Raw genomic sequence first — 26461 nt, forward strand, 5'->3', positions numbered from 1 at the left:
TTGCTTGTGTTGAATAGTATTGTCGAAATTAACGGATTTATCCAGCCACAAACAACACCGAGAATAGCCCTATCCCAATTTCCAGCAGGCTACCTGCCCCGGATGCGATGCAAGTCTCTCCCCTGCCCTGCACGCCGCAAGCGCAAAACCTGAGTATTCCCGGCCCGAACGGCCCGCTTAGGTTGCGCCTGTACCGGCCCGCCATGGCCCCAGCCGTGCTGCCGGTCGTGCTGTACTTCCATGGTGGTGGCTTCGTCGGGGGAAGCCTGGATGATGCCGACGCCCCGGCTGCCTTCATCGCCGAGCAGACGTCAGCCCTGGTCGTCGCCGTCGATTACGCCCTGGCGCCAGCGAGGCCTTTCCCGGCAGCCCCTGAGGATGCCCATACCGCCGCATTATGGATCGCTGAACACGCCACCGAACTGGGCGGCGATCAGGCCCGGCTGGCGGTGGCCGGCGACGATGCCGGCGGCAACCTGGCCGCCGCCCTGACCCTGATCGCCCGCGACCGCAACGGCCCGGCCATTGCGGCCCAGGCGCTGGTCGGGCCGATGCTTGACCCGAGCATGACCCGGCTCGGCGATGGGACACGCCTCAACTCCGACCTCAGTGCCGCGACCTGCGCCGACTGCTATCGCCAGTATCTGCCGCAGCCGCGCCAGCGTCTGCACCCCTACGCCTCGCCGCTGGTTTCGGTCCGCCAGGCCGGCCTGCCGCCGGCGCTGATCGTCACCGCCGAATGCGACGTGTTGCACAACGAGGCCGAGAAATACGCCGCCGCACTGATCGCCGCCGGCGTGCCGACCCAGGTCGTGCGCTTCGCCGGCGTCAACCATGGCGAACTGGCCGGCCACCGCCCGGCGCTGGCCGAAATCGCCCATTTCCTGCGCCGCCGCCTGTGGGATGCCGAGGCCCCGGCGCATCCGCTCAATTTGTAGGAATAGGCAAGCATTGGCGACGAACAGGCTGCCGCCCGGAACGCCGTCCCGCTTACCCTGATTCCCGACAAAACCAGAACTCCATCATTCAAAACCCCGAGAGGAAACATCATGCCCCAACGCCAAAAACGCCTCGTCCTTGCCGCAGCACTGGCCGGCCTGTTCAGCATCGGTGGCGGTCTCGCCATCTACCACGGCCAGGCTGGCGCCGCCCCGGCTGCGGCGGCCCCGGCTGCCGCCACGGTCGATGTCGCCGAAGTCGCCCGCCGTGCCGTCACCGAGTGGCAGCAATACTCCGGCCGCCTCGAAGCGGTCGAGCGGGTGGAAATCCACCCGCAGGTTTCCGGCATCCTGACCACCGTGCATTTCAAGGACGGCAGCCTGGTCAAGAAGGGTGAGCTGTTGTTCACCATCGATCCGCGCCCCTTCGCCGCCGAAGTCGCCCGCGCCGAAGCCCAGTTGGCCGCTATGGACGCCCGCGTCGCCTACACCGCCAGCGACCTGGCGCGCGGCGAACGCCTGCTCGCCGAGAACGCCATCGCGCGCCGCGACTTCGACGAAAAGCAGAACGCCGCCCGCGAAGCCAAGGCCAACCTGCAGGCGGCCAAGGCGGCGCTCAATGTCGCCCAGCTCAACCTCGAATACACGCGGATCACGGCGCCGATCTCGGGCCGCGTGTCGCGCGCCGAAGTCACGGTCGGCAACCTGGTCGCGCCCGGCAGCGGCCCCGCCCTCACCTCGCTGGTCTCGGCCGACCGTATCTACGCCGCCTTCGATGTCGACGAGCAGAGCTACCTGAAGGTGGTCAACGGCAGCCAGGGCAAGGCGCTGCCCATCCATCTCGGCCTGGCCGACGACGACGGCTACTCGCTGGAAGGCCGGCTGAGTTCGGTGGACAACCGACTGGACAGCACCTCTGGCACCATCCGCCTGCGTGCCCTGGTCGACAACCCGGACGGCAAGCTGGTCCCCGGCCTCTACGCCCGCATCCGGCTCGGTGCCGCCAGCCAGCGCGGCGCCCTGCTAGTCGATGAAAAGGCGGTCGGCACCGACCAGGCCAAGCGCTTCGTGCTGGTCGTCGGCGAAGGCAACCAGACCGCCTACCGCGAGGTGCAGTTGGGCAGCGTGCAGGACGGCCTGCGCGTCGTCGAAAGCGGCTTGAAGGCCGGCGAACGCATCGTGGTCAACGGCCTGCAGCGCGTGCGCCCCGGCGACCCGGTCAATCCCAACCTCGTGCCGATGGGCGGTGCCGCGCCGGCCGCGGCCAAGAGCTAAGGACTTCCCGCCATGAACATTTCCAAATTCTTCATCGACCGGCCGATCTTTGCCGGCGTGCTCTCCATCCTGCTGCTGCTCGCCGGCGTGCTGGCGCTGTTCCAGCTGCCGATCTCGGAGTACCCGGAAGTCGTGCCGCCTTCGGTGGTGGTGCGCGCCCAGTATCCCGGCGCCAACCCCAAGGTGATCGCCGAAACGGTGGCCTCGCCGCTCGAAGAGTCGATCAACGGTGTCGAGAACATGCTCTACATGCAGTCGCAGGCCAATAGCGACGGCAACCTGACGGTGACGGTCAATTTTAAGCTCGGCGTCGATCCCGACAAGGCGCAGCAACTGGTCCAGAACCGTGTTGCGCAGGCCCTGCCCCGGCTGCCCGAGGACGTCCAGCGCCTCGGCGTGACGACCATCAAGAGCTCGCCGACGCTGACCATGGTGGTGCACCTGATCTCGCCGGACGACCGCTACGACATGACCTACCTGCGCAATTACGCGGTGCTCAACGTCAAGGACCGCCTGGCCCGCATCCAGGGCGTCGGCGAAGTCGGCCTGTTCGGTTCCGGCAACTACGCCATGCGCGTCTGGCTCGATCCACAGAAAGTCGCCCAGCGCGGCCTGACCGCTGCCGAGGTGGTGCGCGCCATCCGCGAACAGAACGTGCAGGTTGCGGCCGGCGTTATCGGCGCTTCGCCGAGCGGGCCGGACGTGCCGCTGCAACTCAACGTCAATGCCCAGGGCCGCCTGCAAAGCGAAGCCGAGTTCGGCGAAATCGTGCTCAAGACCTCGCCGGACGGTGCCGTCACGCGCCTCGCCGACGTCGCCCGCATCGAGCTGGCCGCCGCCGAATACGGCTTGCGTTCGCTGCTCGACAACAAGCCGGCGGTGGCCATCCCCATTTTCCAGGCGCCGGGCGCCAACGCCCTCAACGTCTCATCGCAGGTCCGCGCCGCGATGGCCGAACTGGCCAAGGAATTCCCGGCCTCGGTCGAATACCGCATCGTCTATGACCCGACCCAGTTCGTCCGGGCCAGCATCAAGGCCGTCGTCGTCACGCTGCTCGAAGCCATCGCCCTGGTCGTGCTGGTCGTCATCGTTTTCCTGCAGACCTGGCGCGCCTCGATCATCCCGCTGCTCGCCGTGCCGGTCTCCATCGTCGGCACCTTCTCGCTGATGCTCGGCTTCGGCTATTCGATCAACGCCCTGTCGCTGTTCGGCATGGTGCTGGCGATCGGCATCGTGGTCGATGACGCGATCGTCGTTGTCGAAAACGTCGAGCGCAACATCGAAGCCGGCCTGACGCCGCGCGAAGCCACCTACCGGGCGATGCGCGAGGTCAGCGGGCCGATCATCGCCATCGCCCTGACCCTGGTCGCCGTCTTCGTACCGCTCGCTTTCATGACCGGCCTGACCGGGCAGTTCTACAAGCAGTTCGCGATGACCATCGCCATCTCGACGGTGATCTCGGCCTTCAACTCGCTGACCCTGTCGCCGGCGCTGGCCGCCATGCTGCTCAAGAGCCACGGCAGCGAGCCGGACTGGCTGACCCGCCAGATGAACCGCACCCTCGGTGGTTTCTTCGCCCTCTTCAACCGCTTCTTCGGCCGTGCCTCCGAAAACTACGGCCGCGGCGTGAGCGGCGTGCTCGGCCGCAAGGCCTCGGCGATGGGCGTCTATGCCGTGCTGCTCGGGCTCACCGTCGGCATCTCCTACCTGGTGCCCGGCGGCTTCGTGCCGGCCCAGGACAAGCAGTACCTGATCAGCTTCACGCAACTGCCGAACGGCGCCTCGCTCGACCGCACCGAGGCGGTGATCCGCAAGATGGGCGAGATCGCCCTCGCCCAGCCCGGCGTCGAAAGCGCCGTCGCCTTCCCCGGCCTGTCGATCAACGGCTTCACCAACAGTTCGAGCGCCGGCATCGTCTTCGCGACGCTCAAGCCCTTCGATGAACGGAAGAGCCCGGAACTCTCGGCCGGCGCCATCGCCGGGGCGCTGAACCAGAAGTATTCGGCCATCCAGGAAGCCTTCATCGCCGTCTTCCCGCCGCCGCCGGTCATGGGCCTTGGCACCGTGGGCGGTTTCAAGATGCAGATCGAAGATCGCGGCGCCGTCGGCTATGCCGAACTCAACGCCGCGGCCAATGCCTTCATGGCGGCGGCCGCCAAGACGCCGGAACTGGGGCCGATGTTCTCCAGCTACCAGATCAACGTGCCGCAGCTCGACGTCGATCTCGACCGCGTCAAGGCCAAGCAGCAGGGGGTTTCGGTGACCGACGTCTTCGACACCATGCAGATCTACCTCGGCTCTCTCTACGTGAACGACTTCAACCGCTTTGGCCGCACCTACCAGGTCCGCGCCCAGGCTGACGCGCCGTTCCGCGCCCATCCAGAGGACATCCTGCAACTGAAGACGCGCAACAACCAGGGCGAGATGGTGCCGCTCTCCTCCTTGGTCAAGGTGCGCTCCACCTTCGGCCCGGAAATGGTCGTCCGTTACAACGGCTACACCGCGGCCGACATCAACGGCGGCCCGGCCCCCGGCTATTCCTCGGCCCAGGCCGAGGCGGCCGCCGAACGCATCGCGGCGGAAACCCTGCCGCGCGGCGTGCGCTTCGAATGGACCGACCTGACCTACCAGAAGATCCTGGCTGGCAACGCCGGCATCTGGGTCTTCCCGATCAGCCTGCTGCTCGTCTTCCTGGTGCTCGCTGCCCAATACGAAAGCCTGACCCTGCCGCTGGCGGTGATCATGATCGTGCCGATGAGCATCCTGGCCGCCTTGACCGGCGTCTGGCTGACCGGCGGCGACAACAACATCTTCACCCAGATCGGGCTCATGGTGCTGGTCGGGCTGGCTTGCAAGAACGCCATCCTGATCGTCGAGTTCGCCCGCGAGCTTGAGTTGCAAGGCGCGACGCCGCTCCAGGCGGCGATCGACGCCAGCCGGCTACGCCTACGCCCGATCCTGATGACTTCCATCGCCTTCATCATGGGCGTCATCCCGCTCGTCACCTCGACCGGCGCCGGTGCCGAAATGCGCCACGCCATGGGCATCGCCGTCTTTTTCGGCATGCTCGGCGTGACCTTCTTCGGGCTGTTCCTGACCCCGGTTTTCTACGTGCTGCTACGCACGCTGGACAAGCGCCACAAGCTGCATTCGGCCAGCCATCACGAAGCGCCAATTGCGCCAGCCCATACCGCCCCCCAGAGCGCGGCCTGAGCCGCAGGAGAAATGAACATGGACTACTTGCTCCCCTACTATCCCGGCGCCACCGTCGCGGCGGAATCTCTCAATGGCCCGGCCCGCCGGACGGGCACCGCCAGACTCATCCCGCTGCTTGCCGCCCTGCTCACCCTGGCCGGCTGCTCGCTGGCCCCGACCTACCAACCGCCGACGGTGGACACCCCGGCCGCCTTCAAGGAGGCGACCGCCACCGGCCCGTGGAAGACGGCCGAGCCGGCCGAGAACATCCCGCGCGGCGAATGGTGGAAGGCCTTCGCCGACCCGACGCTGGATGACCTCGAAACCCGGGCCGCTGCCGCCAACCAGGACCTCAAGGCCGGCGCCGCCCGCCTGGCCCAGGCTAGGGCGCTGCAGCAGAACGCCCGCTCGGCGCTCTTTCCGCAGATCGGCATTGGCGCCGGGCCGACCCGGCAAAGACCGTCGCCGGCCTCGCAAGGCCTGGCCGCCGATGCCGATACCAGCATCTCGACCCTGTGGCGGGCGCAAGGTACCGTCGCCTACGAGGCCGACCTGTTCGGTCGGGTGAGCAGTGGCGTCGATGCCGCCAAGGCCACGACCGAGCAGCGCGAAGCCCTCTTCCGTTCGCTGCAACTGGCCATCCAGGCCGACGTCGCCCAGGCCTATTTCTCGCTGCGCGAACTCGACGCCCTGGCTGCGATGTACGCCGAGACGGTGACCCTGCGCGAGCAAAGCACCAAGCTCTTCCAGCGCCGCTTCGACGAAGGCGACATCAGCGAGCTGGAACTGGCCACCTCGCGCACCGAACTCGCCTCGGCCCGTTCCGAGGCGCTCGGCATCGCCCGCCAGCGCGCCGTCGCCGAACACAGCCTGGCCATCCTGCTCGGCCAGGCACCGGCCTCATTTGCGCTGGCACCGCGCCCGCTCGACCGGGTAACGCTGCGAGTGCCGGCCGGCTTGCCCTCGGCCCTGCTCGAACGCCGCCCCGACATCGCCGCCGCCGAACGCGCCATGGCCGCCGCCAATGCCCGAATCGGTACGGCGCGTGCCGCCTTCTTCCCGCGCCTGAGCCTGACCGGGGCACTGGGTTACGAGTCGGCCGAGCTGGGCGACCTGTTCAAATGGAGCAGCCGCGCCTTCGTCATGGGGCCGCTGGTCGGCACCCTGCTCTCGCTACCGATCTTCGACGGCGGCGCCCGCCAGGCCGGGGTCGATCAGGCCCATGCCGCCTACGCCGAAGAGGCCGCCAACTACCAGCAGACGGTGCTCAAGGCGTTCAAGGAAGTCGAGGACAACCTCGCCCACCTGCGCCTGCTTGGCGACCAGACCCAGGCCCAGGACGACGCCGTGCAGTCGGCCCGGCGCGCCGCCAAACTCTCGCAGATCCAGTACCGAGAGGGTTCGGTCAGCCACCTCAACGTCATCGACGCCGACCGCAGCGTGTTGCAGCAGCAACGGGTGGCCGTCCAGCTCGATGCCGAGCGGGCGCGCGCCACCGTGAACCTGATCCGGGCCATCGGCGGCGGCTGGGAGCCCGCCACTACGCTGTGAATTTGAACGGCTGGCGGGCCGATATGCTCGCCGGCCGTTCAATCTGATGACCGTGGTGCCGATTGCCAGAATGGATCTGTATTCATAACAATTAAGACCCGCTGTATCTGTTACCCGCCGGCAACTCGGAGAACAATGCACCATCAATCAGATGGAGCAGTCATGAGTTCATTAGCACTTCCCTTGCCCGAAGAACGGCCATCCACGGATAGCCGCTTCCGTATTCCCGGCAACAAAGGTATCTGGGTCGGCATCACCTGCGAGTTCGTCGAGTTCCTCGTACTTTTCGCGGTTTATTTCGTGGCCCGCGCCCATTTCCCCGAATCCTTCGAGGCGGGGAGCGAAAGGCTGTCGCGGGTCGCGGGGACGGTGATTACCCTGCTGATGGTAACGAGCAGCTTTTTCATCGCCTGTTCCGTGGTGGCGATCCGCGCCAACAAACGCAAACAGTCCATTTACTGGCTGATTGCCGGCCTGGTCGTGGCGCTCGGCTACCCGGTCGCCAAGTATTTCGAGATCCAATGGAATCTGGGTCACGGCATCAATGGCGAGTCCGGGATTTTCTTCACGGTCTATTACTACCTGACCTTCAACCATCTGGTGCATGCCACCTGGGGCATTCTCGGAATTCTCTGGGTCCTCGCCCGTCACCTGGCCGGCGGCTATTCGCCTGAGGACTATGCCGGTCTGGAGGCGCTCGCCAGCTACTGGCACGCCACCGACATCATCTGGCTCGTCATCTTTCCGTTCTTCTACGTTCTGGTGTAATCATGAATCAGCCCGACACCCTGCCCTCGTCCTCCTATCGGCCACTGCTCAAGACCTGGCTGGCCCTCGTTGGCCTAACCCTGCTTAGCGTCATGCTCAGCCAGCGCTTGCACGGCGCGGCCTGGCTGCAGTTGCTGGTTGCCGCCATCGTCTGGCTCAAGGGCGAGCTGATTGCCCGGCATTTCGTCGAAACCCGCATTGCCCACCCCTTTATCCGCCGCGTGACGCACGCCTTCATCGCCTTTACCCCGGTTGCCCTGGTGCTGACGGCGTTCTTCGGTAGCGAATTCGCCCGCCTGGCGTCGATCTGAGATCGCCTGGCGATTACCGATCAGGGGCAGCCTGGGCTGCCCCGCCCTCACCGGGTCAGGGTATTCGGCTGCCAGGCATAGTCGCGAAAGGCGGCCAAGGCTTCGCGCAGATCTTGGTCTTGGCGCAATTCGAAGGCGTTGAATCCGCAGTGATTCAGGAAGTAGAGCTGATCGCGCAAAATGTCGCCAACTGCGCGTAATTGGCCGGTAAACCCATAGCGGCTGCGCAACAGTCGACCGACGGAATAGCCTCTGCCATCGGCGAAGCTGGGAAAGCGGATGGCGACCAGAGCGAGTTGCTCCAGATAGGGCAACACCGTTTCCGGTGCATCGTCCGGCCCGATCAGAACCCCCAGGCGTGCGCCGGAGGCCAGCAAGCGCTCGGCATGCTCGACATAGGTTGGCAGCGGCAGGATTCGTCCTTTTGCCGTGGCAGGCAGGTCAATGAGCGCGGCATCCGCTTCGTCCCAGGCTAGCCAGGCGTCCTCGACAATCCGCCCGTCTTCAATGATTTGCTTCATGCGTGCTCCCGTAGACGGCGATCTTGAATGGGCCGAGGCCAACGCGTTCGACGGTGTCGATGAACAGCTCGTCCTCGTTGCGCAGCCGGACATAGGTCTCAAGCAGTGTCTCTATCGTTGCCGGGATATCCGCCGCGGCGAATGAAGGGCCGATCACCCGGCCGATGTTCGAACGGTTCCCCTCACGCCCTCCGAGCGTGATCTGGTACCACTCCTCGTTGTTCTTATCGACGCCGAGAATGCCGATGTGGCCGATGTGGTGATGGCCGCAGGCATTCACGCAACCGGAGATATTGAGTTCCAGCGGCCCCAGGTCGAAGAGATAGTCGAGCCGGTCGAAGCGTTCCTGTATGGCCTTGGCGACGGGAATCGATTTGGCGTTGGCCAGCGAGCAGAAATCGCCGCCCGGGCAGCACACAACATCGGTCAGCAAGCCGGCGTTGGCCGTCGCCAAACCATGGGCGCTGGCGATGACCCACAGCTTGAACAGGTCGTTGTGGGCGACATGCGGCAGGATCAGGTTCTGTTCGTGCGTGACCCGGATTTCCCCGGCGCTGAAACGCTCGGCCAGGTCGGCAACGACATCCATTTGGTCGGCTGTGGCATCGCCGGGCGGCACGCCGGTCTTCTTGAGCGTCAGCGTAACGATCCGGTAGCCGGCCTCGCGATGCAAGGCTACGTTGCGCTCCACCCAGCGCAAATAGGCCCGGTTGTGGCGCAGGGCTTCGAGACTGGCCGGGTCGTGCGGCAAGCGGTCTGCGTAGCGAGGACCGGCAAAGAAAGCCTCCATGGTGCCAAAGCCTGCCGGCGAAATAGTATTGGGGCCATTCCGGGAATAGGCCCACTCGCTTTCCACCTCGCGGGAAAAGCCTTCCAGCGTCAGGTCCTTGACCAGTATCTTGATGCGGGCCTTGTATTTGTTGTCGCGCCGACCGTAGCGGTTGTAGACGCGCAGGATGGCCTCGAAATAGTTGAGCAATTCGGCGCGCGGCAAAAAGGCCTTGAGGCATTGCCCGACCATCGGCGTCCGGCCCAGGCCGCCGCCGACATGAATCTCGAATCCCGGCTGGCCATCGGCATCGAGCCGGGCCAGTGCGCCGATGTCGTGAAAGCGGACCGCGGCGCGATCCTCCTCACCGCCGGCAATGGCGATCTTGAACTTGCGGGGCAGGAACAGGAACTCCGGCGCCAGCGTCGACCACTGGCGGACGATTTCGCAATACGGCCGCGGATCGAAAATCTCGTCGTCGGCGACGCCGGCAAACTGGTCGGTGGTGATGTTGCGTATGCAATTGCCGGAGGTCTGGATGGCATGCATCTGCACCTTGGCCAGCTCGGCCAGGATGTCCGGCACCTCGGCCAGGCGTACCCAGTTGAACTGGATGTTGCAACGGGTGGTGAAATGCCCGTAGCCACGGTCCCAGGTGCGGGCGATGCGGGCCAGCGCCCGCAACTGGTGGCTGGCCAGCGTGCCGTAGGGAATGGCAACGCGCAGCATCGGCGACTGGCGCTGGACGTACAGCCCGTTCTGCAGGCGCAGGGGGCGAAAGTCGTCCTCGCTGAGGCTGCCGTTCAGGAAGCGCCGGGTCTGGTCGCGGAAGACGGAAACCCGGTCATCCACCAGGCGTTGATCGATTTCGTTATAGCGATACATGGCGGGAATCAGTTGGGGAGTTGCGGCAAGGCGAAGCTGCTTTTCTCGACGACCTGGACGGCCGGGTCATCGCTGGCTACGATCACGAAATCCATGGGCCGGATACCCGACAGACCGCTGTCGGCAGGCGCCGCCACCGTCAGGGAAATCGGGCGAATGCTGCCCGGATCGGCGGCAAAGCTGTCCTGGCCGACGATCCGGGCGCCGGGAATGCCGCTTACCCGAATGACGAATTGACGTGGCACTTCGGACAGGTTCATCAGCTTGAGGGTGTAGGCGTTTTCGATCAGCCCTTCCGAGCTTTCCCGCAGCAAGGCGCCGCGGTCGCGCAGCACGTCGACCAGCAGCAGCGACCGCTGGCTCAAGGTCCACCCACCCAGGCCGCAGAAAACCAGCAGCAGTGCGGCATAAACCCCGACCCGCGGCCGGGCGAACCATGGCTGCTGCTTCTCCGGCGCCGCCAGTTCGTTCTCGGAGGCAAAGCGGATCAGCCCGCGCGCCACGCCGATCTTGTCCATGACCTGGTCGCAGGCGTCGATGCACAGTCCGCAATTGATGCACTGATACTGCAAGCCATCACGGATGTCGATGCCGGTCGGGCAGACCTGGACGCAAATCCCGCAATCGATGCAATCCCCGGTTTTCCCGGTCTGGCGCCGGTTGCTGCGCGCTTCGCCGCGTGTGCGGTCATAGGCCACGTTGCGCGTCGCCGGGTCGAACATCACTCCCTGGAAGCGGGAATACGGGCACATGTGCTGGCACACCGCCTCGCGCGCCAGGCCGGCCTGGACATAGGTGAAGGCGGCGTAGAAGATGAGCCAGAAGGCCTCCCACGGCCCGGTTCGCAGGCCGGCGATGGTCGGCAGCAATTCACGGATCGGGGTGAAGTATCCGACGAAGCTGATCGCGGTCCAGCCTGCCACCAGCGCCCAGATGCCGTGCTTCGCCGTCTTGATCAGCAACTTCCTGGCGCTGAGCGGACTGCCATCCAGCCGCAGACGGGCCAGATGATCGCCTTCGACGCGTGCCTCGATCCAGGTGAAGATGCTCGTATAGACCGTCTGCGGGCAGGCAAAGCCGCAAAACAGGCGTCCGGCGAGCGCGGTGACCAGGAACAGCGCCGTCGCCGCAATGATCAGCACGAAGGCCAGCAACAGGGCATCCTGCGGCCAGAGTACCAGGCCAAACAGATAGAGCTTTTCGTGCGCAATATCGAACAGGACCGCCTGGCGGACCGTCCCTTCGCTTTCCCAGTTCAACCAGCACAAGCCATAGAAGATGGTCTGGGTGAACCACACCATGCCCCAGCGCAGGCTGTTGAACCGCCCATCTACCGCCTTGGCGTGAATCTTTCCCTTCTTCCGATAGAGTTCCAGCTTCGCTTCGCGTACCTTGCTGACTGCCCCGCCCATGTCGATATCCTTGCTGTCTGAATGGGCATCAGTAAATCACCAAGGGCTGGCCGATAACAGTTGCAGGGCATCACATTTTCAATAGGCACAGATACCACCTTCAGCCTCTCAGCAGAGGCTGGCGACCAGCTGCCCTAGCGTCGCGATGGCCTGCTGCACGGCTTCGGTCTGCGGATGGCCGAAATTGAGCCGGATGCAGTTGCCGAACTCCTTCTTGGCCGAAAAGATCGGCCCCGGCGCCAGGCTGATTCCCTGGTCCAAGGCCATGCGGTGCAGCCTGAGCGCATCGACCGACTCGGGCAACTCCAGCCAGACGAAATAGCCGCCGGCCGGCCGGGCCAGCCGGGTGTCGCGCGGGAAGTGGCGCTCCACCGCCTCGATCAACAGCGACTCCTGGACGGACAATTGCTGCCGCAAGCGCCGCAGGTGGTGATCGTAGCCGCCGTGCTTGAGGTATTCGGCCACCGCGATCTGGACTGGAACCGTCGTCGCCAACGTGGTGGACAGCTTGAGACGAACGATCTTTTCGGCATAGCGCCCGGCGGCCACCCAGCCCAGGCGATACCCCGGCGCCAGGCACTTGGAGAAGGACGAAATGTGCATGACATGATCGGCTCGGGCCGCCGCTTTGCTGCACAGCGGCGGCTGCGGATCGAAATAAAGCTCGTTGTAGACGTCGTCCTCGATCAGCGGAACATCGTGGCGAGCCAGCAAGTCGATCAGGTATTTCTTTCTGTCCTCGCTTACCAGGCTGCCGGTCGGATTACCGAAATTGAGCATGAGCAGGCAGGCCTTGATCGGATGATGGCGCAGGGCATCCTCCAAGGCCTCGATGCTGATCCCCTCGCGCGGATGCGACGGGATTTCGATCACCTTGAGGCCGAGCCGCTCGCTCGCCTGCAGCCCGGCGTAGAAAGTCGGCGACTCGATGGCGATCAGGTCGCCCGGTTGCGTCACCGCCTGCAGGCACAGATTGATCCCCTCCATCGCACCTGAGGTGACGACGATTTCGTCGGTGGCGACCGTTGCGCCCCGCGACAGGTAGCGCAGGGCGATCTGGCGCCGCAATTCCTCGTTGCCCGGCGGCAGGTCGGTCACCGTCGACAGCGGATCGAAGCGCCGCGCCGCCTGGCCGAGAAAGCGCCCGAGCTTGTCGAGCGGGAACAGGAAGGGACTCGGGAAGCTGGAGCCGAGGGGGACGACGGCCGGGTCCTTGACGCTGTTCAGTATCTGGAAAATGAAGTCACTGACCTGCAGCTCAGTGGAATTGCCGACCGGATGGCTCATTTCCGGCTCGTTCAGGCGCTGGCCGAGCCGCGCCCGGACGAAATAGCCGGACTTCGGCCTGGCTTCGATCAGGCCCCGGCTTTCGAGCAGGTAATACGCCTGCGTCACGGTAACCGGACTGATCGAATGGGTCCGGCACACCTGCCGCACCGACGGCAGGCGATCGCCCGGCCGCAAAACCCCGTCACCGATCAGCTTTTCCGTTTCGTAGGCCAGACGCTGATAACGCACCATGCTGCACCGCTCCCCCAATGACCCTTCACAATTTGGCGCCATGATGCATCAAAGAGCGGCGGACGGAATTGATTCATCCTCATTGAAGCGGAGCCAAGCCACTTTTCTGGTTGTCGGTGAAAGCGTGATGGGCCTTCCGGACGCCTCCAACGGCGAGCCCCAGCTCGCCGCGCTCACGGCCACTTGTCGGTTTTTGCTTCCCGCGGCCGGACCACGGCCTCCTGGTACAGGAAGGCATCGCGGATATGCTCGCGCAGATGATCGTCATCCCACGGTTTGTGCAGAAACTTGTAGATGGCACCTTCGTTGACTGCCCGCGTCACCGATTCGAGATCGGTATAGCCGGACAACACGATGCGTACGGTATCCGGATGCAGATCCTTGACCCGGCTGAGGAAATCGGTGCCCGTCATGTTGGGCATGCGCTGGTCGGCCAGAATGACCTGGACCGGATGAGTGGCCAGCAATTCCAGGCCCTCCAGACCACTCCCGGCCGACAGGATTCGATACCCCTCGCGGCGCAACAGTCTGGTCAGCGACGAGATGACGCCCGGGTCGTCGTCGACCAGCAACAGTGTCCGTCCCTCTTTTTCCTCCAGCGTCCTGGCATAGGGCAGACATTTTCCGTCCTGCAACAGGCCCAGAAACTGGTCGGCCGGCAGCGGCTTGGCGAAGAAATATCCCTGCATCTGATCGCAGTCTTTCGACTTCAGGTAGCCCAGTTGCGCTTCGGTTTCCACCCCTTCCGCCACGACGCTCAGGCGCATGCGATGGGCCAGATCGATGATCGACACGGCGATCATCGCCGCTTCCGGCTCGACGACGATATTGCGTACGAAGGACTGATCGATCTTCAGCGTATCGATCGGGAAACGGCTCAGATAGGCAAAGCCGGAATAGCCGGTACCGAAGTCATCGAGCGACAGCTTGACGCCGATCTGCTTCAGCCGGTGCAGGATGGCGATTGTCCGCTCGGGGTCCTCCATCAGCATGCTTTCGGTGACTTCCAGTTCCAGGCATTGGGCCGGTATGCCGTGCCGATGCAAGGCATCGGAGACCACGCCATGAAAATCCCCGGCGAAGAACTGCCGCGCCGACACATTGACTGCCAGACACAGATCGCCCCATCCCGCGTCCCGCCAACTCCGCAGCTGACGACAGGCTTCGTCAATCACCCAGGCGCCCAGGGAAACGATCAGCCCCGACTTTTCGGCCAAGGGAATGAAGTTGGCCGGGCTTTCCAACGTGCCGTTCTCCCGGCGCCAACGGATCAAGGCTTCCGCGCCGCAAACCAGCCCGTTGCGCAGGTCGACTTTGGCTTGATAATGCAACACGAACTCGCCCCGCTCCAGTGCCCGGCGCACCGCCCTTTCCAGATCAAGCAGTGCCAAGGCCCGGGCATTCATGTCGGCCGTATAGAAGCAGAAACAGTTACGCCCCTGCTCCTTGGCTTGGTACATGGCCGTATCGGCATTGCGCAGCAATTCGGTGGCGCTCACGCTGTCTTCCGGATAGACGCTGATGCCGATACTGGCGCTGACATAAGCTTCGTTGTCCCCGTCCAGCGGGAAAGGCGGGGTCAGCACAGCCAGCAAATCCCGTGCGATGCCGGCAGCCTCCTCCGGCAGGCCGATGGGTTCGAGCACTACCAGAAACTCGTCGCCACCGAAACGGCCCAGCGTATCGTCATCCTTGACGCGCGACTGCAAACGATGGGCCACATCGACGAGAAGCTGATCGCCAATCCGGTGGCCCAGGCTGTCATTGACCGTCTTGAAGCGATCCAGGTCGATGAACAGCAAGGCCAGCCGATTGCCGTGCCGCGATGCCCTTTCCAGGGCGTGATCGAGGCGGGATTGCAGCAGCAGGCGGTTGGGCAGCCCGGTCAGCGGATCGTAGTGGGCCAGCCGCGACAATTGCGCTTCGCTGCGCTTGATCTGGCTGATGTCGGAGAAAACGCTGACGTAGTGAGTGGGATCGCCGCGGGCATCGTTGACCGTCGTCAGGGTCATCCAGCATGGGAAAATCTCACCGTTCTTTCGCCGGTTCCAGATTTCGCCCTGCCATTGTCCGGTCTGCAAAAGACTGGCCCACAAGGCCTGGTAGAACTCGGGGCCGTGGCGCCCGGACTGCATCATGCGCGGATTCTCGCCCAGCGCATCCTGTTCGCTGTAACCGGTAATGTCGCTGTAGGCCTTGTTGACCGCCAGGATGTTGGCGTCGAGGTCAGCGATCACCACGCCATCGCGGGTGCTCTCGAAAACGGTAGCCGCCTGGCGCAGTTTTTCCTGATCCCTGCGGCTCTCGGTAATGTCCTCGGCGACGCCGACGTAGCGCTCGGGAAAGCGAGAGGTCGCGGCTACCGGAAAACCGCAGTTGCGGACCCAGCGCACGCTCCCATCGTCCCGCAACAGCCGGTATTCGTGGTCGAACGGCTCGCTGGCCAGTTGTGCGGCTTGAATGGCTTCGCGCACCCTGGGCCGATCTTCCGGATGAATGGCATCGAGGAATGAACGGGGGTTTTGGTAAAGCGACGCGCAGCTGCGCCTCCACAGCGTCTCGTAGGCCGGACTGACGTAGAAGATTTCCGTCCGCGCGAAGTCGACCATCCAGATGACCTCGGTGATGGTCGCAGCGATCAGGCGAAAGCGCTCCTCGCTTTCCTGCAGGGCGCACTCGGCGACACGCCTGGCCTTGCGCTCGGTGCTGTCGCGCAAACTCCTTTCGAGGGCCGGGCACAGCCGGGCCAGGTTGTCTTTGAGGACGAAATCCCAGACCCCGTCCTTGAGCAGTTCGACGGCCGTCTCCTCGCCGATCGATCCGGAAATCAGGATGATCGGGATGTCGGGTAAATGCACCAGACTGCTCAGAATTTCGCGAAATGGAAGCCCGGGCACCTTGTAGTCGGTCAGAACGGCATTCCATTCCTTTTCGCCCAGCGCTTTGGTCAGATCCTCTGCGCTCTCCACTCGGGTAATGTTCGCCGCCACGCCCTGTTGCTGGAGATGGCGCACGACCAGGCGAAAGTCAGCCGGATTGTCCTCGATGTACAGCAGATCAAGCATTTGCCATCTCCGGCGGCGGCTCGTTCATCTGCCACCAGTATCGACCCAGTTGGATCAAGGTATCGGTGTAGCGGTCGAATTCGACCGGCTTGCGCACGAAGCTGTTGGCGCCGTCCCGGTAGCTTCTCAGCCGGTCGCCTTCGTCGTCACTGGAGGTCAGCATGACGATCGGCAACAGGCGGGTGCTGGGGTGGGCGCGCAAGCGCGCCAGCACCTCGAGACCGGATAATTTGGGGAGCCCGATATCCAGCAGCACCGCCACCGGCAGTCCGGTTCCGCGCAGCCGGGCAAAATTGCCTTCCCGGAACAGGTAGTCCAGCGCCTCCTGACCATCGCGGACGACATCGACGGCGATGGCTAGGTCGATCTTGCCTAGGGCCCGCATGGCCAGTTTCTCATCCTGCGCATTGTCTTCAACCAAGAGCAGGGTGTGCGCTGTCATTCCGTGTCGTCCTCGTAGTCTGCTCCCTCGGGTAAGGTAAAGCGAAAACAAGCGCCGCTGCCCGCTGTGGCCGTCGCATCGATCACGCCACCGTGGCGGGAAATGATACGGTGTGCCGTCGCCAGGCCGATGCCGATGCCCGGAAACCGCGTCTGGCTGTGTAGACGCTGAAACGGCTGAAAAAGTTTATCGGCATATTGCATATCGAAGCCGTCGCCATTGTCCGCAACGCAATAACGCGCCTTGCCATCGATGGTTTCGGCAAAAAACCGAATGCGCGGAGCTTGAGCATGGCCGGTGTATTTCCAGGCGTTTCCGAGCAGGTTATGCAATACGACATCGAGCATTCGCGGATCGCCATAGGCCGCCAAGCCGGGGGCCACCTCCCAAACCACCAGGCGGCCGGGTTCGAGATGCGACATCTCCTTGAGTATGCGGGTCGCCATTGCGGATAGATCGACCTTCCTTTTCTGCAGGCCGCCGCGGGTACTGCGTGAAAGTGCCAGTATTCCGTCGATCAGTTCCCCCATGCGGCGCCCGCCCTCGGTGATTTCATGCAGCGAGTCGCGGGCCGCTTCCGGCAGTCCGTCGCCGCAATCTTCTTTCAGGGCTTGCGAAAAACCGAGGATGGCGCGCAGAGGCGCCCGCAAATCGTGCGAAACGGCGTAAGCGAAACTGTCGAGTTCGCGGTTGGCCGCCTGCAGTTCAGCGGTGCGTTCATGCACCCGCTGCTCGAGACCGGCATTCAGCCGGACCACCTCCTCCTCGGCCGCCTTCCTCTGCTCGATGTCTTCCACCACCGAAATGAAATAGTCAGGTAGGCCGCCTTCGTCGCGCACCAGGGAAACACTGAGGTTGATCCAGATGAGCTCCCCGTCCTTGCGCACATAGCGTTTCTCGATCTGGTAACTGTCTATCTCCCCCGCCAGCACCTGCTGAAGCGATGTCAGGTCGGCATCCAGGTCCGGCGGATAGGTGATGTCCTGGAAGGTCGTGGCCAGCAGTTCGTCATGCTCATAGCCGACGATGTCGCACAGTTTCCGGTTGACGCGCAGCCAACGCCCGTCCGGCGCGACATGGGCGATACCGACGGCGGCCTGCTCGAAAGTCGCCCGAAAGCGCTCTTCCAGATGCCGGACGCGGCTGCCGACGCGCGTGCGCTCGCTCAACAGGCCGGCAATACGCGCCTGCAGTTCGTCAACGGAGAATGGCTTGTAGATGTAATCCTGCACACCGTGCCGCAACAGCCGTACGCGCAGGGCATCGTCAGCCTTGGCGGTGAGCATGATGATGGGTGTGTCATCGAGGAAAGGATCCTGGCGAATTGCTGCCACCATCTGATCGCCGCTCATGCCGGGCATCATGACGTCGGACAGGATCAGGTCCGGCCGGATGGCCTTGGCTTGCTCCAGCCCTTCCTGGCCATTGAAGGCGCTGGCTACCCGGTAGCGGGTAGCCAGCGCCGACGCGATGAAGCCATGCATGTCGCGGTTGTCTTCGACCACCAGGATGAGCGGATATTCCTGCCCGAGCGATGGTACCGACGATAGCTTCGGCCTGGCCTCCCCGTCGGCGTATGCTGGAATGGTTTGGTGCTTCCTGCCGACGGCGGGGGCGGCAGCGCTGCCCGACGGCGCCTGCAACGGCAAGCTCACGACAAACTCCGCGCCGCCGCCTTGGGCTTCCACCACCCTGACGCTTCCCCGATGCAGGGACGCGAATTCCCTGACGATGGCCAGCCCGAGGCCGGTTCCCCCATGGCTGCGCGCGGCGCCGCTGTTGACCTGGAGAAAACGCTCGAAAATGGCTTCGCGCATGGCGTCCGGGACGCCGGGACCGTTGTCGCGAACGCGAATGACGGCTTGGTCATCGACGGTTTGCAGCGACAGCGCGACACAGCCGCCGTCGGGAACGAATTTGAAGGCATTCGACAGCAGGTTGAGCACGATACGCTGCAGCTTCTCGTCGTCGGCCTCGATCCGGAGCGACGCCGGAACATCGACGGTAAAACGGATATTGCGGTCAGTGGCGACCGTATCGAAATGGGAACACAGCAAGCGCAACTGGTCGGCGAGGTTCAGTTCGGCATAGTGGACAAGCATTTTTCCCGCTTCGAGCTTGGCGATGTCGAGCAGGTTGTCCACCTGGCGATGGAGGAGCAGCGCATTTCTCCGGATGAGCTGCAGGGCCTGCCTGTCGCCTTCGTCCAGTCCGGGCGATTCAAGGAGCCGGCCGAGCGGCCCCAGAATGAGTGTCAGCGGGGTGCGCAATTCGTGGCTGACATTGGCGAAGAAGCGGGTCTTCAACTCGTCGATTTCCCGCGTTTTGGCGTAGAGCCTGGCCAATTCTTCATTGGCCGTTTTCAATTGGGCACTGGCTTCCGCTACGTCGCGCGAGCGGGCGAACAGCTCGGCCTCCATGCCCACCGCCCGTTCGCGCAGCGATTCGTTCAAGCGGTTTTCTTCGACACCCTGCTGCTTCAGGCGCACGAAGTCGGTCACGTCCTGGACCCGGTGGATGATGTAGGCGAGCTGGCCGTCCGCCCCGATGACCGGGGTATTCAACGGGCTCCAGTAACGCGCCTCGAATCCGCCGCCCTCCTCGTCCGGCTTACGGATGTCGTATTTTTGGAGCGGCATCGCGTCGGGAACGGCCGAGTGCAGCACATGCTGCAGCGAAGCCTGCAGATTGCGCACGCCGGCGGCTTCCGGATCGTCCGGATTATCCGGAAAGACATCGAAAATCCCTCTGCCGAGAATGTCCTCGCGCCGTGTCTTCGTTGCCTGCGCGTAGGCATTGCTGACCGCAACGATGACCAGTTGGCGGTCGAGCACCAGGTACAGCCCCGGCGCCGCTTCGAATAGTGCTTGGTAATCCGGCAACGGAAGTGGTTCTACGGGTGCCACCATGCTGTCATGCTCGCCTCATGCTTGCCCCCAGTGTAGTCCATCCGGAACATGCCGGCCACCTCGAAAAATCCGAACAGCATACTCATGCACCATAACGCCAACCAACTCGGGACAGCTCATTCCTGTGAAGTCACCGTGGCTGTCCGTGGAACAAGATAAATTGAGTGACCGGTAATAGCGAATCGCTTCCCGGCACGTAACTGGAAGCCAGCCGACTATCGCCGCCTGGACGGCCGGCGCTTGCATCCCCTAAAACGCCCAATTATGCCGAAACCAAGCGCAGCACGGTGATCTCGGAGGGCGCCCCGAAGCGTTTAGGCGGTCCCCAGTAACCGGTGCCGCGGCTGGTATAGACCGTCAGCCGCCCCAGCCGGTGCAAGCCGGCGGTAAAGGGCTGCTGCAGGGGCACGAAGAAATTCCACGGCCAGAACTGACCGCCATGGGTGTGGCCGGAAAGCTGGAGGTCGAAGCCGGCCGCCTCGGCGGCGCTCGCCGAACGCGGCTGGTGGGCAAGCAGGATGCGCCGCAGTTCCGGCGGACTGCCGGCCAGCGCGGCGACCGGATCGCTTGCCTGCGCCGTATCGAAGGCGCCGGCCGAGAAATCGGTCACCCCGGCCAGGACAAAGCGGGCACCCCGGTGACTGATCACGACGTGGCTGTTGTGCAAACCGTGCAGGCCGATACGCTCAAACTCGCGCATCCAGGCCGTCGCCCCGGAGTAGTACTCGTGGTTGCCGGTAACGATGTAGCTGCCGTGCCGGCTGCGCAGGCTGCCCAGCGGCGCGGTGTGAGCACGCAACTGCTCGACGCTGCCATCGACCACGTCGCCGGTGATGGCCACCAGATCGGCATCGAGCTGATTGACGCGGTCGACGATCGCTTGGACATAGTCGCCTTTGATGGTCGGCCCGACGTGGATATCGCTGAGCTGGACGATGGTGAATCCCTCCAGATCCTTGGGTAGCCCGGCCAGCGGGACATCGACCCGGACGACGCCGGCAACCCGCCGCGCATTGACGTAGCCGACCAGCGTGAACAGGCTGGCCAGGCCGAGGACGGCGATGGCGGTCGGCCTCGCCAGGGATGGCGCATCGGCGACCAAGCCAGCAATATCGCGCAGCACGGTCAACACCAGCACCGAGGAAAATAGCCCCATTGCCAGACCGCCGAGCCAGCTAAGGCGGTCGGCCAGCGCCTGACGGACGGCAAGGAAGCGCGCCAGCAGGCCAAGTGGCACGAGGACGGTGGACAGGACCAACCCGCCGACGGCCAGAGTCAGGCCGGCCGTACCGAGATCCAGGGCGGGCAGCAGGCGCCAGCCGATGTAGGCATGCAGGCCACCGATCAGCGGCAGGATGCGCCACAGGGCGCGCCGCACGCGGCCCGGCAGGGCGCTGTGGCGGGGGGACGATCGATGCACGGCAGTGCTCATGCGTATGGCTTTCGTTGTGGGCATGGCCCAAGTTCGGGGTCGGCTCGCTAACTATCTGATGCCTTGGCGGCGCGGCGGTTCAATCGGCCGCTTCCGCCCGCAGGCAAACCGGCGGACTGGCGCCATCGCTCAGACGCTGCCGGTAGGTTTGCTTCCGGCGTCGCCGGGATTCTCCTCGGCTTCCGCCTTGGGCGAAGAACAGCACTTGCCCCAGCGGCTGCCGAAGCGCCCCTTGAGCTGCTGGCGCTCCTCCGGCGTCATGCTTTCCCAATGTGCCCGGCGTTCGCGCCAATGGCCGTGGCCGCCACCGCGAAGGCCGCCGAAAAGTATCCGGCTGAGCACCAGTACGCCCAGGGCCTGCCAGTAGCCAATGCGGGAGACGCCGGCAAAAAGGTCAGGCAGCAGGCAGTTCCACAACTGCATGACGACCCAGGTGATGGCGGCGATGCCGGCCACGATGAGCAGGCCGATCTTGATGCAGCGCGCAGTGCAGCCGGATTTGTCGGTAGAGCATTTCAGCATGGTCATTCCTTGTTCAAGATTGTTCGTCGTAAAGAGGGCGGAGGCGGTCGCGCAAATGAAGGATCGCCTGCCGCTTCCAGCCGAGCAGGGTGTTCAACGGGGTGCCGCTTTCGGCGGCCATATCCTTGAAGCTGCGCCCATCGAGTTCATGGGCGATGAATACGTCGCGCGGCCCGGCCGGCAGTTCGTCAAGTGCCGTTGCGATGGCATCCAGCCACAGCCGCCGCAGATGCGCTGCCTCGGGGCCGCCATCGCTGGCCGGCATGGCGTTTTCCAGCCAGTGCACCGCGTCGTCGCCTTCCTCCGGCCCGGCCGGCAAGGGTTCCTCGCGCCGCTTGCGAAAGCGGTCGACGATGCGATTTCGCGCCACCCGAAACAGCCAGGCACCGACCTGCTCGATCGGCTCCGGCAAGCGCCAGGCTTCGACCAGCTCGAAAAAGACATCCTGCAGGATGTCCTCCGCCTCGCCCGGATCGGGCACGCGCTGACGAATGAAGCTGCCCAGCCGCCCGCTTTCACGGGCAACCGTTTCGGTCAGGCGGCGGTTCTGCTCTGCCATCGGGATGGTCCGGTCGTAAGGCGGTGGAAGGGAAAGCGACGTGTCCATGCCTGTGTAGACGAATGGCAGGCGCGGATATTGTGGGGCTGCCAAAAAATAATGGATACCGTTGCGCTCAGCTTTGCAAATTCGGCTTTCACCTGCATTTTCTACCGGCTTCCAGGGCCCAGGCCCAAGGCACCGGGTTTGCTCATCTCCCGGTTGTAACTGTTGATTGGCATGGAGGTTGTATGGGACACAAACCCAGAGTCCGTCCGGGGCTGAGCAGTCCGGACCAGAGCCAGGACGTCGAATTTACCCTCGACCAGCAGGCCGACGAAGGACAGCATGAACGTGAGGAACAGGAGGGTGGCGGTCCGCTAGGTCCGGCCAAGGCCAAACCTGATCGCCAGCAGCGCGATCGCAACGAGGCTCACGAAACACCTGACAGGCGCAAAGGGTAGCGCGGCACGCTCGACCGGCAAACCGGCTGCAGACTATTCAGGACTTCGCCCGGGCCATTGCCAGCCCTGGATTTCCGGCATGTCCTCGCCGTGTTCGAGGATGTGGCGGGTATGCCGCTTGAGCCGGTCATACATCGCCTGCTTGATGCGCGCGGCTTTGGCCTGTAGTTGCGGTACGCGCTTGGCCACGTCGATGACCAGATGGAAGCGGTCCAGGTTGTTGAGCACGACCATGTCGAACGGCGTGGTCGTCGTCCCCTCCTCCGTGTAGCCGCGCACGTGCAGGTTGGGATTGGCCCGGCGGTAGGTCAGCCGATGGATCAGCCACGGGTAGCCGTGGTAGGCGAAGATGATCGGCTTGTCGGCGGTAAACAGCGTGTTAAATTCGGCGTCCGACAGGCCGTGCGGGTGCTCTTCCTGCGGCTGCAGGGTCATCAGGTCGACGACATTGACGTAGCGGATTTTCAGTTCTGGGGCCAGTTGATGCAGGAGGTCGATGGCGGCCAGCATTTCCAGGGTCGGCACATCGCCGGCCGATGCCAGCACGACGTCCGCTTCACCCGGCCGGTCGTTGCAGGCCCACTCCCAGCGGCCGATCCCGACCTCCGCGTGCTTGACCGCGGCATCCATGGCCAGCCATTGCCATTCCGGCTGCTTGCCGGCGACGATGACATTGACCAGGTTGCGACTCTGCAGGCAGCGGTCGGCAACACACAACAGCGTATTGGCATCCGGCGGCAGGTAGACGCGGATGACGTCAGCCTTCTTGTTGACCACGTGGTCGATGAAACCCGGGTCCTGATGCGAAAAGCCGTTGTGGTCCTGCCGCCAGACGTGCGAGGTGAGCAGGATGTTGAGCGAGGCAATTGGCCGCCGCCACGGGATTTCGTCGCACATCTTCAGCCACTTGGCGTGCTGGTTGAACATGGAATCGACGATGTGGATGAAGGCCTCGTAGCAGGAAAACAGGCCATGCCGCCCGCTGAGCAGGTAGCCTTCCAGCCAGCCTTGGCACGCGTGCTCGGAGAGCATTTCCATCACCCGCCCATCCGGCGCCAGATGGTCGTCGTCATCCAGACGCTCGGCCATCCAGCTGCGGTTAGTGGCGTCAAACAAGGCATCCAGCCGGTTGGAGGCGGTTTCGTCCGGCCCGAATACGCGGAAGTTGTCCGGGTTGTGGCGCATCACGTCGCGCAGGAAAGCCCCCAGGGTGCGCGTCGCTTCAGCCGCCGAGCCGCCCGGCGTCGGAACGTCCACGGCATAGTCGCGGAAATCCGGCAGGCGCAGGTCGCGCAGCAAGGCGCCGCCGTTGGCATGCGGATTGGCCCCCATGCGGCGTTCGCCAACGGGTGCCAGCGCTGCGATCCCGGGCCTCAGCCAGCCCGCGTCATCGAACAGTTCGGACGGCCGGTAGGACGCCATCCAGTCGGCCAGAAGTTGCACGTGCTCCGGCCGGTCCATGGCGGCGAGCGGCACCTGGTGCGAGCGCCACGAGCCTTCGCTTTTCTTGCCGTCGACCTTCTGCGGCCCGGTCCACCCCTTGGGTGAACGGAGAATGATCAGCGGCCAGCGCGGGCGTGTCAGCACGTCACCTTCACGCGCCTTGCGCTGGATGGACTGAATATCGGCGACGGCCGTATCGACCGCCGCCGCCATCAGGCAGTGCATGGTTTCCGGGTCTTCGCCCTCGACGAAGATCGGCTGGTAGCCATAGCCAATAAACAGGCTTTCCAGTTCGTCATGGCTGATACGGGCCAGGATGGTCGGATTGGCGATCTTGTAGCCGTTGAGGTGAAGGATGGGCAGTACGGCGCCATCGGTCTGCGGATTCAGGAATTTGTTGGAATGCCAGGCGGTCGCCAGCGGCCCGGTTTCCGCTTCGCCGTCGCCGACGACGCAGCAGGCGATCAGATAGCGGTTGTCGAACACCGCACCATAGGCATGAAACAGCGCATAGCCCAGTTCCCCGCCTTCGTGTATCGACCCCGGCGTATGTGGCGAGGCGTGGCTCGGGACGCCTCCCGGGACGGAAAACTGGCGGAACAGGCGGCGCATGCCCTCTTCGTCCGCCGTAACCTCCGGGTACAACTCGCTGTAGCTGCCTTCGAGCCAGGTATTGGCCACCACGGCCGGACCGCCGTGGCCGGGGCCGGCGATGAAGATCATGTTCAGGTCGTGCTGCCGGATTGCCCGGTTCATATGCACATAGATGAAATTAAGGCCCGGCGTCGTGCCCCAGTGGCCAAGCAGGCGGGGCTTGATGTCCGACCGGCTGAGCGGCGTCTTGAGCAGCGGGTTGTCGCGGAGGTAGATCTGCCCCACCGACAGGTAGTTGGCGGCGCGCCACCAGGCATTCATCCGTTCGAGTTCATCGGCGGTGAGGGGGATACGGCTTACCGGCATTTCCTGATCCTCGCTGTGTCGGCTCAGTCCGGTGTTTTTTCGGTTGCCGGTCGCGGGGCGGTGTCAGGCTCCGCCTGGCCTTCCCGGGCGGCCTCCTTATGCTCCGCTAGCGGCAGGGTGATCGGGGTCCAGTGGCGACAAGCGGTTTCTGTCGCGCCGCGTCGCAGTTTCGGACGATTTTCGATTTCGTCATTCATGTGCGGTCTCCGATGCTGACCAGCCAGATGCTGTCGTACGACTATACACGCTCTTTCAGCGGCGTTCAGTGGGCGGTCCAACATAGATCGCCAGTGTGGTCTGACGAACTGAGAAGTGCGCCCGGAGCGGCCACCATGATGCCATCCACATTGTTCCAAAGGAGAAGTCCCATGTGCCGGCGATCATACCCCTCTTCCCTGCCCAGTCATTTTGTTATAGCACTGGCTGTCGCCACTCCGCCAGGAGACTTGCCATGAAACGCAGCGCATCGGCCGCCTGGACCGGCGGCCTCCGTCAAGGCGCCGGCAATATCTCGACACAAAGCGGCATCCTGAACAGCGCCCAATACGGCTACAAGGAGCGCTTCGAGGAAGGCCCCGGGACCAATCCGGAAGAATTGATCGCCGCCGCCCATGCCGGCTGCTTCTGCATGGCGCTGGCCGCGCAACTGGAAAAGGAAGGCATGGTGCCCGATCGGGTCCAGACCCAGGCCACCGTGACGCTCGACAAAATCGACGGAGCACTCGCCATCACGGCCATCCACCTCGATCTGCTCGCCACCGTTCCCGGCGCCGAGCTGGCCGAAGTGGAAAGAGTTGCCAACGTCGCCAAGCGCGAATGTCCAGTGTCCAAGCTATTCAATGCCCAGATCACGCTGACGGTAAACCTTGAGGCTAACGAAGAGAAGCAACCGGCTCAGTAAATTTTGCAACGACGTTCGCCAACTGACAAATGGAGGAAATCCAATGGCCAACACGAACATCCTGGGGATTGTCGGCAGCCTGCGCCGAAGCTCCTACAACGGCTTCGCCATGAAGGCGGCGCTGGAATTGCTACCCGAAAATGTCGATTTGACCGTTATCGATCTGCACGGCATTCCGGTTTTCAACCAGGACGAGGAAATGTCGCCACCGCCCGCCGTGGTCGAATTCAAGCAAAAGATCCTGGCGGCCGATGCGATTCTTTTCGCCACCCCGGAGTACAACTATTCGGTACCAGGCGGCTTAAAAAACGCCATCGACTGGGCGTCGCGCCCCTATGGCCAAAGTGCCTGGAAGGGCAAGACGGCTGCCATCATGGGTGTTTCCGTCGGCAATTTCGGCACCGCCCGGGCTCAGTACGATCTGCGGAAAATTCTCGTTACACTGGAAATGCCGGCGGTGGTTCAACCAGAAGTCATGATCGGCAATGCCACCGAACGATTCGACGACAACGGCCGTCTTACCGATGAACGAAGCCGGCAAATGATCCAGAAATTACTGAGCACTCTGGTTCAGCTGGAAAAATCGACTCGCCGGGCCAAGGGTGATCCGATCAGTTAGCCGTCAAACTACGCAGCGCG

General features: G+C 63.8%; 21 protein-coding genes. 9 read left to right on the top strand and 12 right to left on the bottom strand.

The window, feature by feature from the left end; translation table 11 throughout:
• The first annotated feature begins 107 nt into the window (after positions 1-107).
• The 6 genes from LZ012_RS11400 to LZ012_RS11425 all read left to right on the top strand — a co-directional run bounded on the left by LZ012_RS11400 (position 108) and on the right by LZ012_RS11425 (position 8038).
• Complete coding sequence (locus LZ012_RS11400) at positions 108-938, top strand: alpha/beta hydrolase (RefSeq protein WP_275710873.1); 831 nt, start codon at positions 108-110, stop codon at positions 936-938.
• Between the two features lie 111 nt (positions 939-1049).
• Positions 1050-2213 carry an efflux RND transporter periplasmic adaptor subunit gene (locus LZ012_RS11405; protein WP_275710876.1) on the top strand — a complete coding sequence of 388 codons (1164 nt, stop codon included), beginning with the start codon at positions 1050-1052 and terminating at the stop codon, positions 2211-2213.
• Positions 2214-2225: 12 nt separating this feature from the next.
• Complete coding sequence (locus LZ012_RS11410; RefSeq protein WP_275710878.1) at positions 2226-5426, top strand: efflux RND transporter permease subunit; 3201 nt, start codon at positions 2226-2228, stop codon at positions 5424-5426.
• An 18-nt stretch (positions 5427-5444) separates the two neighbouring features.
• The gene (locus tag LZ012_RS11415) at positions 5445-6959 is read left to right on the top strand and encodes an efflux transporter outer membrane subunit (protein ID WP_275710880.1); all 1515 of its coding nucleotides are present in this window, start codon (positions 5445-5447) and stop codon (positions 6957-6959) included.
• A 162-nt stretch (positions 6960-7121) separates the two neighbouring features.
• Positions 7122-7727, top strand: coding sequence for a cytochrome c oxidase subunit 3 family protein (locus tag LZ012_RS11420; RefSeq protein ID WP_275710883.1), 606 nt, complete (start codon positions 7122-7124; stop codon positions 7725-7727).
• Positions 7728-7729: 2 nt separating this feature from the next.
• Positions 7730-8038 (top strand): hypothetical protein, encoded by a 309-nt coding sequence (locus tag LZ012_RS11425; protein ID WP_275710885.1) that lies wholly within the window; start codon positions 7730-7732, stop codon positions 8036-8038.
• Between the two features lie 47 nt (positions 8039-8085).
• On the opposite strand, the gene LZ012_RS11430 is transcribed toward LZ012_RS11425, so the two are convergent.
• The 10 genes from LZ012_RS11430 to LZ012_RS11475 form a co-directional block, all read right to left on the bottom strand.
• Positions 8086-8559, bottom strand: coding sequence for a DUF934 domain-containing protein (locus LZ012_RS11430; RefSeq protein ID WP_275710887.1), 474 nt, complete (start codon positions 8557-8559; stop codon positions 8086-8088).
• A complete protein-coding gene (locus LZ012_RS11435) occupies positions 8543-10213 on the bottom strand; it encodes a nitrite/sulfite reductase (protein WP_275710889.1) in 1671 nt (556 codons plus the stop codon). Before LZ012_RS11435 ends, LZ012_RS11430 begins: the two co-directional genes overlap by 17 nt.
• Positions 10214-10221: 8 nt before the next feature.
• Entirely contained in the window at positions 10222-11625 is a 1404-nt protein-coding gene (gene ccoG, locus LZ012_RS11440) for a cytochrome c oxidase accessory protein CcoG (RefSeq protein WP_275710891.1), read from the bottom strand.
• Positions 11626-11733: 108 nt separating this feature from the next.
• Complete coding sequence (locus tag LZ012_RS11445) at positions 11734-13146, bottom strand: aminotransferase-like domain-containing protein (protein WP_275710894.1); 1413 nt, start codon at positions 13144-13146, stop codon at positions 11734-11736.
• Between the two features lie 173 nt (positions 13147-13319).
• A complete protein-coding gene (locus tag LZ012_RS11450; RefSeq protein ID WP_275710896.1) occupies positions 13320-16211 on the bottom strand; it encodes an EAL domain-containing protein in 2892 nt (963 codons plus the stop codon).
• Positions 16204-16653: a response regulator gene (locus tag LZ012_RS11455; protein ID WP_275710898.1), complete on the bottom strand. Its 450-nt coding sequence runs from the start codon at positions 16651-16653 to the stop codon at positions 16204-16206. The genes LZ012_RS11450 and LZ012_RS11455 overlap by 8 nt, the downstream gene beginning before the upstream one ends.
• On the bottom strand, positions 16650-19562 hold the full coding sequence (locus tag LZ012_RS11460) for a hybrid sensor histidine kinase/response regulator (RefSeq protein WP_275710901.1): 2913 nt from the start codon (positions 19560-19562) through the stop codon (positions 16650-16652). The genes LZ012_RS11455 and LZ012_RS11460 overlap by 4 nt, the downstream gene beginning before the upstream one ends.
• 262 nt (positions 19563-19824) lie before the next feature.
• On the bottom strand, positions 19825-21018 hold the full coding sequence (locus LZ012_RS11465) for a metallophosphoesterase (protein WP_275710903.1): 1194 nt from the start codon (positions 21016-21018) through the stop codon (positions 19825-19827).
• Between the two features lie 105 nt (positions 21019-21123).
• Positions 21124-21516, bottom strand: a complete 393-nt coding sequence (locus tag LZ012_RS11470) for a hypothetical protein (RefSeq protein ID WP_275710905.1) — start codon at positions 21514-21516, stop codon at positions 21124-21126.
• Between the two features lie 13 nt (positions 21517-21529).
• Positions 21530-22075 (bottom strand): RNA polymerase sigma factor, encoded by a 546-nt coding sequence (locus LZ012_RS11475; RefSeq protein ID WP_275710907.1) that lies wholly within the window; start codon positions 22073-22075, stop codon positions 21530-21532.
• A gap of 230 nt (positions 22076-22305) precedes the next feature.
• Here LZ012_RS11475 and LZ012_RS11480 point away from each other — a divergent pair, with 230 nt between their 5' ends.
• The gene (locus LZ012_RS11480; RefSeq protein ID WP_275710909.1) at positions 22306-22518 is read left to right on the top strand and encodes a hypothetical protein; all 213 of its coding nucleotides are present in this window, start codon (positions 22306-22308) and stop codon (positions 22516-22518) included.
• Between the two features lie 33 nt (positions 22519-22551).
• Here LZ012_RS11480 and LZ012_RS11485 read toward each other — a convergent pair whose 3' ends face one another.
• Together LZ012_RS11485 and LZ012_RS11490 are read right to left on the bottom strand one after the other, a co-directional pair.
• Positions 22552-24921 carry a phosphoketolase family protein gene (locus LZ012_RS11485; RefSeq protein ID WP_275710911.1) on the bottom strand — a complete coding sequence of 790 codons (2370 nt, stop codon included), beginning with the start codon at positions 24919-24921 and terminating at the stop codon, positions 22552-22554.
• Between the two features lie 23 nt (positions 24922-24944).
• Positions 24945-25118 (bottom strand): hypothetical protein, encoded by a 174-nt coding sequence (locus tag LZ012_RS11490; protein WP_275710913.1) that lies wholly within the window; start codon positions 25116-25118, stop codon positions 24945-24947.
• Positions 25119-25372: 254 nt separating this feature from the next.
• Here LZ012_RS11490 and LZ012_RS11495 point away from each other — a divergent pair, with 254 nt between their 5' ends.
• A complete protein-coding gene (locus LZ012_RS11495) occupies positions 25373-25822 on the top strand; it encodes an OsmC family protein (protein WP_275710915.1) in 450 nt (149 codons plus the stop codon).
• 43 nt (positions 25823-25865) lie between these two features.
• Positions 25866-26441 carry an NADPH-dependent FMN reductase gene (locus LZ012_RS11500; RefSeq protein ID WP_275711759.1) on the top strand — a complete coding sequence of 192 codons (576 nt, stop codon included), beginning with the start codon at positions 25866-25868 and terminating at the stop codon, positions 26439-26441.
• Positions 26442-26461: the final 20 nt, after the last annotated feature.

It is taken from the genome of Dechloromonas hankyongensis (assembly GCF_022012295.1).
Classification (GTDB): domain Bacteria; phylum Pseudomonadota; class Gammaproteobacteria; order Burkholderiales; family Rhodocyclaceae; genus Azonexus; species Azonexus hankyongensis.

Excerpts from the sequence above, each read along its gene's own strand:
- LZ012_RS11435 (WP_275710889.1), bottom strand. The coding sequence starts at position 10,213 with ATGTATCGCTATAACGAAATCGATCAACGCCTGGTGGATGACCGGGTT.
- LZ012_RS11490 (WP_275710913.1), bottom strand. The coding sequence starts at position 25,118 with ATGAATGACGAAATCGAAAATCGTCCGAAACTGCGACGCGGCGCGACA.
- LZ012_RS11455 (WP_275710898.1), bottom strand. The coding sequence starts at position 16,653 with ATGACAGCGCACACCCTGCTCTTGGTTGAAGACAATGCGCAGGATGAG.
- LZ012_RS11430 (WP_275710887.1), bottom strand. The coding sequence starts at position 8,559 with ATGAAGCAAATCATTGAAGACGGGCGGATTGTCGAGGACGCCTGGCTA.
- LZ012_RS11470 (WP_275710905.1), bottom strand. The coding sequence starts at position 21,516 with ATGCTGAAATGCTCTACCGACAAATCCGGCTGCACTGCGCGCTGCATC.
- LZ012_RS11465 (WP_275710903.1), bottom strand. The coding sequence starts at position 21,018 with ATGCCCACAACGAAAGCCATACGCATGAGCACTGCCGTGCATCGATCG.
- ccoG (WP_275710891.1), bottom strand. The coding sequence starts at position 11,625 with ATGGGCGGGGCAGTCAGCAAGGTACGCGAAGCGAAGCTGGAACTCTAT.
- LZ012_RS11410 (WP_275710878.1), top strand. The coding sequence starts at position 2,226 with ATGAACATTTCCAAATTCTTCATCGACCGGCCGATCTTTGCCGGCGTG.
- LZ012_RS11415 (WP_275710880.1), top strand. The coding sequence starts at position 5,445 with ATGGACTACTTGCTCCCCTACTATCCCGGCGCCACCGTCGCGGCGGAA.
- LZ012_RS11460 (WP_275710901.1), bottom strand. The coding sequence starts at position 19,562 with ATGGTGGCACCCGTAGAACCACTTCCGTTGCCGGATTACCAAGCACTA.
- LZ012_RS11445 (WP_275710894.1), bottom strand. The coding sequence starts at position 13,146 with ATGGTGCGTTATCAGCGTCTGGCCTACGAAACGGAAAAGCTGATCGGT.
- LZ012_RS11420 (WP_275710883.1), top strand. The coding sequence starts at position 7,122 with ATGAGTTCATTAGCACTTCCCTTGCCCGAAGAACGGCCATCCACGGAT.
- LZ012_RS11495 (WP_275710915.1), top strand. The coding sequence starts at position 25,373 with ATGAAACGCAGCGCATCGGCCGCCTGGACCGGCGGCCTCCGTCAAGGC.
- LZ012_RS11400 (WP_275710873.1), top strand. The coding sequence starts at position 108 with ATGCAAGTCTCTCCCCTGCCCTGCACGCCGCAAGCGCAAAACCTGAGT.
- LZ012_RS11500 (WP_275711759.1), top strand. The coding sequence starts at position 25,866 with ATGGCCAACACGAACATCCTGGGGATTGTCGGCAGCCTGCGCCGAAGC.
- LZ012_RS11485 (WP_275710911.1), bottom strand. The coding sequence starts at position 24,921 with ATGCCGGTAAGCCGTATCCCCCTCACCGCCGATGAACTCGAACGGATG.
- LZ012_RS11480 (WP_275710909.1), top strand. The coding sequence starts at position 22,306 with ATGGGACACAAACCCAGAGTCCGTCCGGGGCTGAGCAGTCCGGACCAG.
- LZ012_RS11450 (WP_275710896.1), bottom strand. The coding sequence starts at position 16,211 with ATGCTTGATCTGCTGTACATCGAGGACAATCCGGCTGACTTTCGCCTG.
- LZ012_RS11475 (WP_275710907.1), bottom strand. The coding sequence starts at position 22,075 with ATGGCAGAGCAGAACCGCCGCCTGACCGAAACGGTTGCCCGTGAAAGC.
- LZ012_RS11425 (WP_275710885.1), top strand. The coding sequence starts at position 7,730 with ATGAATCAGCCCGACACCCTGCCCTCGTCCTCCTATCGGCCACTGCTC.
- LZ012_RS11405 (WP_275710876.1), top strand. The coding sequence starts at position 1,050 with ATGCCCCAACGCCAAAAACGCCTCGTCCTTGCCGCAGCACTGGCCGGC.